The organism is Gracilibacillus sp. JCM 18860 (genome assembly GCF_055395245.1).
In genome coordinates this window covers 3,264,977-3,277,697 of the sequence record NZ_AP043868.1, presented here as the reverse complement: position 1 = coordinate 3,277,697, position 12,721 = coordinate 3,264,977, and the positions used below count along the sequence as shown (strand labels likewise).

Genomic DNA, 12,721 nt, shown 5'->3' with positions numbered 1-12,721 from the left:
TTATTTCGGTACCTTTTCCCAATCCGCTAAAAATTTTTCAATACCGATATCGGTTAATGGATGGCTCCATAATTTTGGAAATAATGATCCTGGAATGGTAGCAATATCCGCCCCTGCAATCGCTGCATTTTGTAAATGACTGATATTTCGTATACTCGCCGTTATGATCTCTGTATCGAATTGATATTCATTTAGGATTTGTTTCAAATCTTTTACTAGATTTACTCCATCTGTTCCGGTATCATCTATTCTCCCTACAAATGGACTGATATAATTCGCACCCGCTTTTGTAGCCATTAAGCCTTGGGCAACCGAGAAAATTAGTGTTACATTTGTTTTGATGCCCTCTCTTGATAAAATATGAACAGCCCGTAATCCCGCTTCTGTCATAGGAATTTTCACTACTACATTGGTGGCCCATTTAGCTATTTCTCTTGCTTCCTGCAACATCTCTTCTGTTTCCTTTCCGATGACTTCAGCACTTACTGGTCCTTTCACCACACTACAAATTTCTTTAATGACTTCTTCAAAATTCTTTCCTTCCTTAGCAATAATGGATGGATTAGTCGTAATCCCATCAACAAGACCTAATTGGTTTATCCGTTTAATTTCATTTATGTCTGCAGTATCAAGAAAAAACTTCATCCTTGCCCTCCTCTGAAATTACTATTCTATTAAATATGCTTTCACCTCATTTAACGAGCTCCTGATAATTAGAATGTTTACACTCGATATATCTTATATGCTTATTTTGACCATTTAATAGTAGAGAATGAGTAACATAATTGGAATCAGTATCTAATACAATACCTTTTAACAAAATATTTTCCGTAATTCCCGTAGCTACAAACAAACATTTATCCGAGCTGATTAAATTATGAAGCTTCAATATCTTATTAGGATTGTCTAAACCCATTTCTACACATCTTTCATACTCCGTTTTATTTTTTGGGAGTAGCTTTGCCTGCATGTCTCCTCCAAGACATTTAACAGCAACTGCAGCTAAAACACCTTCAGGGGCTCCCCCTATTCCATAAAATAAATCTATTCCTTGTTTCTTCATACAAGTTGCAGCTGCATAAGTTATGTCTCCTTCATCAAATAGATACACTTTTGCCCCAATATTTCGTACCTCATCAATTAATTGGGTATGGCGTTCTCTATTTTGAATAAGAATTCTCATGTCTTTTATATTTTTTTCATTTGCTTTTGCAACGGCATACACATTTTCTACTAATGAAGCATTAAGATCAATTTCTCCCTTGGTTTCTGTTCCTACAACGATTTTTTCCATATACATATCTGGCGCATGGAGGAGTGTGTTTCTTGGTGCTGCAGCAATAACGGTAAAAGCATTTTCTTGTCCATTTACGGTAGAAGTTGTTCCTTCGATAGGATCTACCGCAATATCTACCTTCGGATTGACACCTGCCCCTACTTCTTCCCCTATATATAGCATTGGAGCATTATCGATTTCTCCTTCACCAATTACGATCTTTCCATCAAAATCTATTTTATTTAGTGTATCTCGCATGGCATTCGTTGCAGCACCATCCGCCTTTAATTTATCTCCACTGCCTACCCATGGATAAGCTGCTAAAGCTGCCTGTTCGGTAACTCGCAAAAAATCAAATGTGAGGTCTCGCATCCTATTACTCCCTTCTCCGCATTTTCAGATGGAAGGCTAGTTCGTAGATTTTTCGATAAACTCCTTTTCTTTTGCTGTAATTTTGTTTACTTTTCTTTCAGAGCCACCTGCCCAAGAGGAATTTAAATAAGTTGCTACTACTTTCTTAGCTAATTCTGTTCCAATAATCTGTCCACCCATTGTAATGATTTGAGCATTATTACTGAGTTGGGCTCTTTCAGCCGAATAGGTGTCATGACATAGCGCAGCACGAATCCCTGGATATTTGCAAGCAGCTATCGCAACCCCAATACCTGTTCCGCATATCAATATCCCTCGATCTACTTTTCCTTTCCTTATATCTGAAGCTACCTGGAAAGCAACATCAGGATAATCAATGGCATCACACGTATAACATCCATAATCGACAAATTGATAATTTTCATCCTGTAAGTAAGCTTTTATCGCTTCTTTCATGTTAAAGCCGTTATGATCGCTACCAATGGCAATTTTCATTTTACCATCCTTTCATTATTATTTGTTTTCGTTTTCATTTTATTATAATTTTTGTTTTATTTCAATATTTATTTTCGTTTATTTTCGTTTTTGTTATTCAATTTCGTATTTACACCCGGTGATGTAGTTATATTTATGAATAAATATTTGCATTTTTAATTTAATCAATAAAAAGCGAAATGTTTTTAAGCGTATAATGTTAAGAAAAGAAAATATTTCAATATATTTTGATTACGTTTGTTATCATAATGTGATACACTTATTAGAAATGCAGAGATATTAGACTGGTATAAGGGTGATTATATTGAGTAAAATGTTTGCAGCGGAACGCAGGAACGTCATTTTAGAAATATTAAAAGACAAAAAAAGGATAACAGTGAAAGAGCTATCTCAAATGTTAAATGTTTCTGAGGCAACTTTAAGAAGTGATTTGTCCCAGATGGAGAAAAAAGGATTATTAACGAGAACACATGGTGGAGCAGTACTTGATTCTCCTATCAAAGCAGAAAATACATTTTCCGCAAGAGAAAAGAAAAATAAAGAAAGCAAGATAGCTATTGCAAAAAAAGCAATGAGTCTAATACATGACAAGAACTGTATCTTCTTAGATGCTAGTACAACCGCTTTGGAAATTGCACGCTTATTAAAAGAAGAAAATATTCGTCTAACCGTCTTAACGAATGGTATTTCTACTGCCATCGAATTACGAGATAACCCCGCTATTACCGTTATTCTTCTAGGGGGAATGTTAAGGAATGGATCCATGGCATTAGAAGGCCCATTTGGAACAAGTATTCTTAATCAAATCCATGTAGATATCCTATTTACCTCTGCAAGAGGCTTTACGGTGGAAGAAGGTTTAACGGATTTTAGTGTCTATGAGGTGGAATTAAAAAAAGTTATTGTCAATAAGGTAGAAAAAGTGGTAGCCATCGTTGATCATACGAAAATCGGTGATAACTCTATTGCTTCTTTTGCAAGTGTGGAGGATATTGATTTATTCATTTCTGATGAAGATATTAATCAAGATCTCAAAGAAGTCTTTGAAAAAAATCACGTTCAATTTATGAAGTCATAAAAAACGAAAAGGACGAAACATCTTTTGTCCCATTCGTTTTTTTATTTACTCATTAGAATAGTAATGCAATGATTAAGTTACGGAAAATAAGCTTTTTTGAAAGCATTCCAGTATGAAATAGATGGATGTGGCACCTGGATCCAAAAATCCTTTGGAGCGCTCTCCTAATCTGCTGGATCTCCCCTTTTTAGAGATCATTTCTTTAGTCGATAGCATTCCATTTTCGGCAGATACTAATGCTTGATCAAATATTTCAGAAAATGATTGATCCTCCCTTTTTTCCCTTAAGGACTGGATAAAGGGTTGAATCGTATCAATCATCGTTTTATCGCCAACCTCTGCCTGCCCACGTTCTTTAATCCCATCACCGAAAGCAATCCAGAAATCTAATAATTCTGAGTGATTAAATTCTGTTTTTCCTTTCAAAACCTTACTCCCTCTTAAAAAACCCGTGGCATACAACGGGCCAACTGACGATCCAACAGCATTAAGGAAGGTTTTAGCGACTACCTTACTGATCTCTCCCCCATCTCTTTCATTTTGTAGTTCATTATCTAATTTCTCCTTTACTGCTTGCCATCCAATAGACATCGTGACACCATGATCACCATCTCCTAGTTTTCGATCCAATTCTGAGAGGTAATCTTTTTCCTTTTCCATCATCTCAATCACAGCATACAAAAATTGCTTATAGTTTTCGATTGTGTAAGTCATGAAATATTCCCCCCGTCTCTTATAATTGTGCATACATCGGACAATCTGCTTCAGCGTCTATTAAGCTAATTAACTCCTCATCTAAATTCGTCAGCGTAACGGAACATCCTCCCATTTCTAAGGAAGTGCTATAGTTACCAACATAGGATCGGTATATTTCTATCCCTTGTTTTGCCAATATTTGTTCCACTCTTCTGAAGACAATATAAAGCTCCATTCTTGTCGTAGACCCTAAACCATTGACAAGTACAGCAACCTTATCTCCATTTGACATAGCCATATCATTTAAAATATCTTGCACTAATCGATCCGCAACTTGATCTGCTTGCTGCAATTCGCCTTTCTCTACACCAGGCTCGCCATGATGACCCAATCCAATTTCCATTTCATTTTCCTTCAGAGAGAAACTCGGCTCATTCGTTTGTGGTAAATAACACGGGGTTAAGCCTACTCCCATTGTACGTGTCCGTTCATTTGTCCTCCGCGCAACATCCGCTACTTCTTTTAAGCTGTACCCCTTCTCAGCGGCAGCTCCAGCTGCTTTTGTGACAAAGAACTCCCCAGCAATTCCTCTTCTCTTTTCTTTTTCCTCACTTGAGGCAGAAGCAACATCATCATTCACGACTACTAGCTCTACATCGATATCTTCTTCCATTTCAGCAAGCTCTGCGGCCATCCCGAAATTCATGATGTCACCGGCATAATTTCCGTAGATATAAACAACCCCATTGCCTTTGTCGATGGCTTTTGTTGCTTCGACAATTGGCTCAGGTGGTGGAGAAGCAAAAATGTTTCCAACCGCTACACCATCTGCCATACCTCGACCGACATACCCCATAAAAGCAGGTTCATGACCTGAGCCTCCACCGATTAGAACACCTACTTTATCCTTCGTTTCACTTGCGATCACAATAGAACGTTTATTTTCCTCCAACCTTCTTACTTGGTTGGGATGTGCTTTTATATAGCCTTCTATCATTTCATCCACCACATCATTTGGATTATTTATTAATTTTTTCATTATTATTTCCTCCTCTGATTACGGGCTATGTAGGAATAGCAGATCCTGCAGTAGAATCTGCTATTCTATTTAAGGCACTAAAACTACTTTGAGAGAATCCTTTCCGCTCTTAACCATTTCAAATCCTTGCTCGAAATCTTCTAATGGTAATTGATGGGTTACGACACCTTCTGTCGGAAAATCCCCCTTAGCAATACCATCGATAACAATTGGATAACAATATGGCCCAAGGTGTGAGCCTAATACATCTAACTCTTTACGATCCCCGATAATACTCCAATCAATCGTTACAGGGTCTTTAAAGACACTAAACTCAACAAATCTCCCTAGTTTTCTTATGGCAGATAATCCTTGTTCTACCGATTTTGGATGTCCTGTTGCTTCAATATATATATCACATCCATATCCATCCGTCAGATCTTTAATTATTTTCACTGCATCTTCCTTAGCAGGATTAATGGTTAAATCAGCGCCGAATTTTTTAGCAAGCTTCAACCTATCCTCTAATAAATCTAAGACAATTAATTTACCTGCACCTGCTTTTTTAGCAGCTCCAACCATTCCAAGCCCTAACGTTCCTGCACCTGCGATCACCACCGTGTCACCGATTTGGATTTGCGCTCTTTGGACTGCATGTAAAGAGCAGGCATATGGTTCAATTAGAATGGCCTTTTCTATTGGTAGGTCTTCTGGCACTTTATAGTTAATAGCTTCTTTTGTGAACTTCATATACTCTGCCATTCCACCATGGACATGATATTGGAATCCATATAAGTCGTGTTTTTCACACATCCAATAGTTTCCACTCTTACAAAAACGACATTCCCAACAAGGTACAATTTGTTCCGAGATAATTCTATCTCCCACTTTAAAATCCTTAACAGCCGCTCCTAATTCTACGATTCTTCCAATAAATTCATGTCCAGGAATGACAGGTGCCTTAATATATGCTGGCTGATAGTCATCTCCCCAAAAAGAAACGGCTCCAGCATGTGCTTTGGCATCTCCAGCGCAAATTCCGCAAGCTTCTACTTCCACAATAATCTCTTGATCATTCTCGAGTTTAGGTGTTTCTACTACTTCTAAGCGATAATCACCTGGTGCATAAGCTACAACTGCTCTCATTTCCTCTGGTAGGGCTTTCATTGTTTTTGTCATTTGCTATTCCTCCTTAAAAAATTAGATAAGTACTTTTTGTTTTTCAACACGTTCGCCTGTATTCACATCAAAGATATGAATACGATCGGAATCGAATTTAATTTTGATACGATCACCCGTATCAAGCTTATAAATTTCCTCCGACACAATACTTAAAATGTTATCTTCTTCAATTTTTATATGAATTCTACATTCTTCCCCTACATTTTCAAATACAGTAACATTTAATTCCGTAGAATACGGTTGGTCATCTGTTACAACAGAAATATCGGTTGGTCGAATACCAAAGCGGTACTCCTTGCCCTCTTCCAAATAATCTTTATATTTGTCAGGAACATTAAACCGCAATTTCCCATTTTTCGATACTAAATAAACAGATCCTTCTTTAAAGGTAGCGAAAACAGTAAATATATTCATAGGGGGTTCCCCAATAAAACCAGCCACGAACTCATTTTGAGGATGGTTAAATACCTCTAGTGGTGTTCCAAATTGCTGAAGAACACCGTCTTTTATAATGGCAATCCTATCAGCTAAGGCCATTGCTTCCAGCTGATCATGTGTAACAATAATTGTTGTACAATTTATTTCATTATGAAGATGTTTAATTTCTGTTCTCATTTTCTGTCTAACTTTTCCGTCTAAATGTGAAAGTGGTTCATCCAGTAATAAAACCTCTGGTCTCCGAATTAAGGCCCTTGCAATATTTACCCTTTGCTTCTGACCACCAGATAAAGCACTAGGATTCATCGCTAATAAATCCTTTAGATCTAATAAACTAGCCATTTTATCTATTTCTTTTTTTATCGTTTCTTTTGGTACATTTTTTGCCCTCATGTTAAAACTAATGTTGTCATACACGGATAAAGGTGGATACATCGCATAGTTTTCAAATGCCAAGCCGATATTTCGGTCCTTTGGATGCAGATCATTTAGTTTCCGTTCTCCAATCAATACTTCTCCACTTGTGATATCTTCCAAACCCGCTATCATTCGCAAAGTGGTCGATTTACCACAACCCGAAGGACCCAATAATGCAACAAACTCTCCATCTTTGGTTTCTATACTTAAATCACTAACTGCATGTATCGCTTCTCTATTCTTATAGAATGTTTTATTTAAATTTTTTAATGTTAGTTTTGCCATACTACCTCTCCCTTCGCATCTTCTCTATATTTGGAAAGAAGGTTCATTTTATTAGGACCAAAAAAGATTGCTTTGTTAACATCTAATTGAATATAAACAGGTTTATCCATAGCTACTTGAAGGGTAGATGGTACGGTAAGCCTTATTTGATTGCCATCTTTTTCAACCGTCAACACCGCTTTTGCTCCCAACGGTTCAAAACTATAAGGGATACACTCCACACAATTCTCATTTTCTTTTGTAAAGCTATACTGAATATTTTTAGGTCGTATACCTAACTTGACTGAAGTAACATTCTCTTTTACATAACCTTTTATAGTTTCCGGTAGAGGTTGATTTTTTGCTTCCTCAAAGATAGATAGTTGGTTATCCTTCGTTACACTAGCGCGGAAAAAATTGATCTCTGGTTCACCAAATGAACTCGCAACAAATTCATTATGGGGGTAATAATAAATTTCATCAGGTGTTCCTATCTGCTCTATTTTCCCTTCATTTAGAATGGCAATTTTGTCTCCTAGGCTCAACGCCTCTAGATAATCATGCGTAACATAAATAGTGGTAGTGTCTAAATTTTTCTGCATTTCCTTTAGTTCTGCTCTCATTTGATGCCGAAGCTTAGCATCGAGATGGGTGATTGGCTCATCCATTAAAAATACATTCGGATTTCTTACGAGTGCTCTACCTAAACCTACTCGTTGTCTTTGGCCATTCGATAATTCTGATATATCTCGTTCTAATAGGTGATCAATCTTTAAAATGTTAGCTACTCTACTAACTTCTTTTTCTACTACTGCTTTTGGTTCTTTATATCTTGGGCTTCTTAATGGAGAAGCAATGTTATCAAAAACAGTAAAGTGCGGATATAAGGCATAATTTTCAAAAACCATCGCTATGTTTCTATTTTCGGGTTCTACATAGTTATAATGCTCTCCATCTAGATACACATCACCATAATCGGGTAAATACAAGCCTGCAATTACATTTAACAAGGTGGTTTTACCTGCACCAGCAGGGCCGAATATAACAAAAAACTCTTTATCTTTGATTTTCAAATTTATATTGTCTAGCGCAATATCTTTTTTAAATTTCTTAGAAACGGATTGTAAAGTTACATCTGCCAATGCTCTGCCTCCTTTCGATTATCCTTTTACCGAACCCATACTCAACCCTCTTACAAGGTGTTTTTGGATCGATAATGCTAATATAATAATTGGCAATGAAGCAATTAAAACCGCTCCAGCCATTTGTCCATAATGCACAGTATCTGACGCTACATACTGTAGCATGGCAACTGTTGTCGTGGTGACGTCTTGACCTGCTAACAATAACGAAAACGTAAAGTTATTCCAAACAAAAATTAATGATAATAAAGCAGAAGCAACTAAACCAGGACGAATAAGAGGCATGACAATTTTGATAAAAACTTGCCACCAGGAGTATCCATCAAGTCGTGCTGCATTTTCCACCTCCACAGAAATATCTTCAAAATATCCCCGTAAAATCCAAATCAACAAAGGTAAAGACAATACTTGAAATACCCAAATTAATCCTACATAAGTGTCATAGAGGCCTAATTCTTGATAGAGTAGGAATAGTGGTAAAACTACTAATATTTCTGGAGCAAAACGGAAGGACAAGAAGGTGAATGCAATCCCATCCCTTCCTTTAAAGTCAAAACGGGCAAGTGCATAAGCTGCTGGTACACCAACTATAATCGATAAAGCAATGGCTCCAAAACTAACAATGATATTATCTAAAAAGTATCCTATATATTCTCCATCCGAAAATAACATTCGATAGTTTTCTAATGTTGGTGTGAAAATAAAAGTAGTGTTAAACATGTCTCGATCGTGTTTAAAAGATAAAATTACTAACCATAGTAGTGGAAATATGGCAAACATTGCATATAAGACGAGTGCTGCATTTTGTAAAAAAGCTATGATTTTCTTCTTCATATTCATCCTACTTTCCTGACGCTTTATTTTGAGTATATGTCCAATATTTAACGATGAAATGACTTAAGAAATAGACAAATAGATATAAAATCAACATGAATGGTAAGGATACACCTAATTCTTTATAGGTAAATGCTTCTGTATAAGCAGTCAGTGGTAATGTCATTAAGGTATCTCCAGGTCCACCTCTTGTTAAAGCAAAAATAATGTCAAACATTTGAAGTGACAACATTAGTCGGAATAATACCGCAATGATTAACATTGGCATAATCATAGGTAAAGTTAGATTCTTAAAGGTAAACCAAGCAGATCCTCCATCTATCATTGCCGATTCAAATGGCGCCTTCGGTAAGGAACGTAAGCCTGCTAGAACCAAAATGGTTACAAAAGGTGTAAAAACCCAAGCATCAATAATTAATACAGTGATCAACGCAGTAGAAGGATCCGCTCCCCAATTAAAGTTTGTAATTCCTAATTGTCTTAACCAATCACTATAAATACCAACTGAGTTATTGGTCATTAGTTGCCAAATAATAGTGGCAATTACTGGAGCGATTACTAATGGAAAGATTAAAACAATACGCAAAGACCTTGCTAGCATATTCTCTCGATTCAAGAGGAGAGCAATTCCAATGCCTAGTAATGTTTCGATCAAGGTTGCTAAACCCGCATAGGATAAGGTGACGCCAACACTATGCCAAAAACTTGGCGATGAAAACATCGCTATCCAATTTTCCAAACCAACAAACATATATTCAGCATATTTAAAGGAATAGTTCGTTAATGAAAAATATATAGCCATCCCAAATGGAATTAAAATGCCAATGGTTAGTAAAAATGCTGGACTAAGGATAAGAAAAGGTCTCATTTTGATTTTCCAAGGTACTTTATTTGTTAACTGCCTTTCTTTCATTGCTTGTTTCTCATATGCCTCTGTTGCCATGTGCTTTCACTCCTTGTATAACAGGGCGGATAGCCCACCCGCCCTATGTAATTGCTTATTCCGCCCTTATTCTAGAAACTCTCTTTTCAATATCATCATTTAATTGGTTCATGCGTTCCTCCGCATCTGCTCCATTCACAATATCTTGTAATGCCGCAGCCCATTCTGTTGTCGTATTAAAAAATTCTGGCTGAGGTGTAAACTTAATGGTTGATTCGTCAATTAGTTCATTAAATGTCTCTACATAACCTTCAATGTCACCAATTCTTTGTTGGTATTCTTCACTTTCAAAGACAGATTTTCGTACAGGGTCTACCACATTTGCTTCAATGGCACCCCATTGCATATGCTCTTTACCAGTAAAGTATTGCATGAAGAGCCATGCAGCGTCTTTTTTCTCTGATGATTTATTCATGGCTATAGACCAGACCCACATATTCGTACCAAGATCTCCTTCTTTCGTTCTAGGTGGTGTTGTCACACCAATATTGCCAGCTTCAGGCGCTTCACCTGGTACGTTATGGAAGATCGCCCAGTTACTTGCGTCATATGTCATCGCTGCTTTACCTTGTGCTAAGTCATTAGAGACTTGATACCATGTATAACTTGACCAGTCAGAAGGTCCTGCTTCATTAACTAACTCTGCAAACATATTAGTAATCTCAATCGATTCTTCACTATTAAGGTGAGGGACTAAAGAACCGTCTTCTACTGTAAAATCTACGGCTCCATGGTTGGTGAATGAAGTCATGTATCCTGGGTGAATGGTTGCCCATGATCTAGTTCCACGAGTACCAACACCATAGCTACCTTCCCCATTCCATCCCTCTAATTGAGCACCTACTTCTATTAATTCTTCCATAGTTTGAGGTGGTGCCTCTAATCCAATCGATTCTAACGCCCGTTTATTATAATGTAATAAATTAAATTCATATGCTAATGGGACCGTATAGAGATCTCCTTCCCCTACAGGATGTCCTGGTACACCATCCCAACGTCCTGCACCTAGAATGCCTTCATAGAAATCATCTACATCATACTCTGGAGAAGTTCTAGTTTCATCCTCGATAAAGGAATCTAATTCTTGGATATACTCAGCAGTTGCATATTCCCATACCTGATATGCACCCGTCATAAAAACATCAGGGTTTCCGTTCTGTGCATTTAATGATGTGGTAAGCTTGTCGAAATAATTCTCCTCCGGGGTTAAAGAATGGTTGACAGTAATTCCTGTTTTCTCTTCAAATTCTGGGATTCTTTCAATCATCGCATCTGCATATGGATGCTGGTTCAACATAACTTCAATTTCTTCACCATCAAAGCGCTTCCAATCAAATTCATCAAACGGTTCTCTATTTGCTGATTCTGCCCCACTATCTTCACCACCATCTTTTGTAGCGCTTTCATTCGAGCATGCAAATAATAACATTAAAAGTAATAAACCTACTAAAGCAAATAGCGTTTTTTTCATTTTAAATTTCCTCCCAACAATAGCCTTGTTTTATTACCTAATTCCTTTTGATTGATCGGTGATTGCCTTCATGCCTCCTTACTTGTTTTTATTATTTCTTTCGTTTTATTTTACATTATTATCTTTTAATGTCAATATATTTCGTTTATTTTCATTTATTCATGTTATTTTAATGATTCATTATAACTTATTTTGCTTTTATTATTTTTATCGATGAGTAATTCTCCTTCATTCGCGCTAAGAAATCGTCTGGCGTATTATCATTTGTAATGAATACATCAATTTGTCCTAACTCAAGTGAAGTAATGACTGACTTGCGATTTATCTTCGTATGATCTATTAAGGCTATACATTGATCTGCCCTTTCTCTCATCATCCTTTTCAATTGTGCTTCGTGTATACTAAAGTCATTTAAACCATTTTCCACTGTACAACCATGAGCAGAAGTAAAAAATATATCCGAGTTGATTTCTGATAGAATAGACTTGCCCAAAGAACCTTCTATTTCTGTACTGCCTGGTCTCGTTAATCCTCCCACCATTATGACGCTTAATTTTGGATTCTCTGCTAGTATTTGAGCTGTGACTAGTCCATTAGTAATGACCGTTAAATTGTTCCTCGTTTCCGCTACTTTCTTTGCTAATTCTAAACAGGTAGAACTGGCATCAATCGTAATACAGGTCTTCTCTTTAATTAATGTCAATGCGGCATTACTAAGTTTATTTTTTTCGGACTGATTCTGCTCTAATCGAGAACTAAATTTTAAGCTGGAATCATATCTTGCTGGCAGCACGGCACCACCATGTGTTTTAACAAGAAAACCTTCCTCCTCTAAAATCTTCAAATCATTCCGTAAAGTGCCCTCTGATACGCCAAGCTCTTTCGAAATATGACTAATAATTAATTGTTTTCTTTCATTTAAGATTTGGATAATTTTTTTCCTTCGGCTAGGTACTAGCATATTTCCACTCCATTCTTATAAATTATGATATATTGATTTTTATTATTAATTACTTTTGTTTATTGTCGATTGATTGTATTTTTATTATTATCACACTCATTATATCTTGTAAAGTTTGTTATAATTTAATCTGA

13 protein-coding genes are annotated in these 12,721 nt (G+C 36.6%); 1 reads left to right on the top strand and 12 read right to left on the bottom strand.

Annotation, left to right across the window (positions count from 1 at the left end):
* Genes fsa through rpiB form a run of 3 tightly spaced genes read right to left on the bottom strand, consistent with a single transcriptional unit; the run spans position 1 to position 2,143 of the window.
* On the bottom strand, positions 1-645 hold the full coding sequence (gene fsa, locus ACZ5R4_RS16510; protein WP_464367635.1) for a fructose-6-phosphate aldolase: 645 nt from the start codon (positions 643-645) through the stop codon (positions 1-3).
* 46 nt (positions 646-691) lie between these two features.
* Positions 692-1,648, bottom strand: coding sequence for a class II fructose-bisphosphatase (glpX, locus tag ACZ5R4_RS16505; RefSeq protein ID WP_464367634.1), 957 nt, complete (start codon positions 1,646-1,648; stop codon positions 692-694).
* A gap of 36 nt (positions 1,649-1,684) precedes the next feature.
* On the bottom strand, positions 1,685-2,143 hold the full coding sequence (gene rpiB, locus ACZ5R4_RS16500; protein ID WP_464367633.1) for a ribose 5-phosphate isomerase B: 459 nt from the start codon (positions 2,141-2,143) through the stop codon (positions 1,685-1,687).
* A gap of 313 nt (positions 2,144-2,456) precedes the next feature.
* Between rpiB and ACZ5R4_RS16495 the strand changes: the two genes are divergently transcribed.
* Positions 2,457-3,221 carry a DeoR/GlpR family DNA-binding transcription regulator gene (locus tag ACZ5R4_RS16495; RefSeq protein WP_464368504.1) on the top strand — a complete coding sequence of 255 codons (765 nt, stop codon included), beginning with the start codon at positions 2,457-2,459 and terminating at the stop codon, positions 3,219-3,221.
* A gap of 72 nt (positions 3,222-3,293) precedes the next feature.
* Here the strand turns inward: ACZ5R4_RS16495 and dhaL are convergent, their stop codons facing one another.
* The 9 genes from dhaL to ACZ5R4_RS16450 form a co-directional block, all read right to left on the bottom strand.
* Positions 3,294-3,935 carry a dihydroxyacetone kinase subunit DhaL gene (dhaL, locus tag ACZ5R4_RS16490; protein WP_464367632.1) on the bottom strand — a complete coding sequence of 214 codons (642 nt, stop codon included), beginning with the start codon at positions 3,933-3,935 and terminating at the stop codon, positions 3,294-3,296.
* A gap of 19 nt (positions 3,936-3,954) precedes the next feature.
* Positions 3,955-4,956, bottom strand: coding sequence for a dihydroxyacetone kinase subunit DhaK (locus ACZ5R4_RS16485; protein ID WP_464367631.1), 1,002 nt, complete (start codon positions 4,954-4,956; stop codon positions 3,955-3,957).
* A gap of 69 nt (positions 4,957-5,025) precedes the next feature.
* Entirely contained in the window at positions 5,026-6,114 is a 1,089-nt protein-coding gene (locus ACZ5R4_RS16480) for a zinc-binding dehydrogenase (RefSeq protein ID WP_464367630.1), read from the bottom strand.
* 21 nt (positions 6,115-6,135) lie between these two features.
* Positions 6,136-7,257: an ABC transporter ATP-binding protein gene (locus ACZ5R4_RS16475; protein WP_277679028.1), complete on the bottom strand. Its 1,122-nt coding sequence runs from the start codon at positions 7,255-7,257 to the stop codon at positions 6,136-6,138.
* Positions 7,245-8,378, bottom strand: coding sequence for an ABC transporter ATP-binding protein (locus tag ACZ5R4_RS16470; RefSeq protein ID WP_464367629.1), 1,134 nt, complete (start codon positions 8,376-8,378; stop codon positions 7,245-7,247). Before ACZ5R4_RS16470 ends, ACZ5R4_RS16475 begins: the two co-directional genes overlap by 13 nt.
* Positions 8,379-8,396: 18 nt before the next feature.
* Positions 8,397-9,212 (bottom strand): carbohydrate ABC transporter permease, encoded by an 816-nt coding sequence (locus tag ACZ5R4_RS16465; protein ID WP_109985394.1) that lies wholly within the window; start codon positions 9,210-9,212, stop codon positions 8,397-8,399.
* Positions 9,213-9,219: 7 nt separating this feature from the next.
* Entirely contained in the window at positions 9,220-10,155 is a 936-nt protein-coding gene (locus ACZ5R4_RS16460) for a carbohydrate ABC transporter permease (RefSeq protein WP_054860218.1), read from the bottom strand.
* Between the two features lie 55 nt (positions 10,156-10,210).
* Entirely contained in the window at positions 10,211-11,626 is a 1,416-nt protein-coding gene (locus ACZ5R4_RS16455) for an ABC transporter substrate-binding protein (RefSeq protein WP_277679025.1), read from the bottom strand.
* A gap of 187 nt (positions 11,627-11,813) precedes the next feature.
* The gene (locus tag ACZ5R4_RS16450) at positions 11,814-12,587 is read right to left on the bottom strand and encodes a DeoR/GlpR family DNA-binding transcription regulator (RefSeq protein WP_054860217.1); all 774 of its coding nucleotides are present in this window, start codon (positions 12,585-12,587) and stop codon (positions 11,814-11,816) included.
* Positions 12,588-12,721: the final 134 nt, after the last annotated feature.

Bases quoted from the DNA above. Each gene is read 5' to 3' on its own strand.
- ACZ5R4_RS16480 (WP_464367630.1), bottom strand. From the start codon at position 6,114: ATGACAAAAACAATGAAAGCCCTACCAGAGGAAATGAGAGCAGTTGTA.
- ACZ5R4_RS16450 (WP_054860217.1), bottom strand. From the start codon at position 12,587: ATGCTAGTACCTAGCCGAAGGAAAAAAATTATCCAAATCTTAAATGAA.
- rpiB (WP_464367633.1), bottom strand. From the start codon at position 2,143: ATGAAAATTGCCATTGGTAGCGATCATAACGGCTTTAACATGAAAGAA.
- fsa (WP_464367635.1), bottom strand. From the start codon at position 645: ATGAAGTTTTTTCTTGATACTGCAGACATAAATGAAATTAAACGGATA.
- ACZ5R4_RS16465 (WP_109985394.1), bottom strand. From the start codon at position 9,212: ATGAAGAAGAAAATCATAGCTTTTTTACAAAATGCAGCACTCGTCTTA.
- ACZ5R4_RS16495 (WP_464368504.1), top strand. From the start codon at position 2,457: ATGTTTGCAGCGGAACGCAGGAACGTCATTTTAGAAATATTAAAAGAC.
- dhaL (WP_464367632.1), bottom strand. From the start codon at position 3,935: ATGACTTACACAATCGAAAACTATAAGCAATTTTTGTATGCTGTGATT.
- ACZ5R4_RS16455 (WP_277679025.1), bottom strand. From the start codon at position 11,626: ATGAAAAAAACGCTATTTGCTTTAGTAGGTTTATTACTTTTAATGTTA.
- ACZ5R4_RS16485 (WP_464367631.1), bottom strand. From the start codon at position 4,956: ATGAAAAAATTAATAAATAATCCAAATGATGTGGTGGATGAAATGATA.
- glpX (WP_464367634.1), bottom strand. From the start codon at position 1,648: ATGCGAGACCTCACATTTGATTTTTTGCGAGTTACCGAACAGGCAGCT.
- ACZ5R4_RS16475 (WP_277679028.1), bottom strand. From the start codon at position 7,257: ATGGCAAAACTAACATTAAAAAATTTAAATAAAACATTCTATAAGAAT.
- ACZ5R4_RS16460 (WP_054860218.1), bottom strand. From the start codon at position 10,155: ATGGCAACAGAGGCATATGAGAAACAAGCAATGAAAGAAAGGCAGTTA.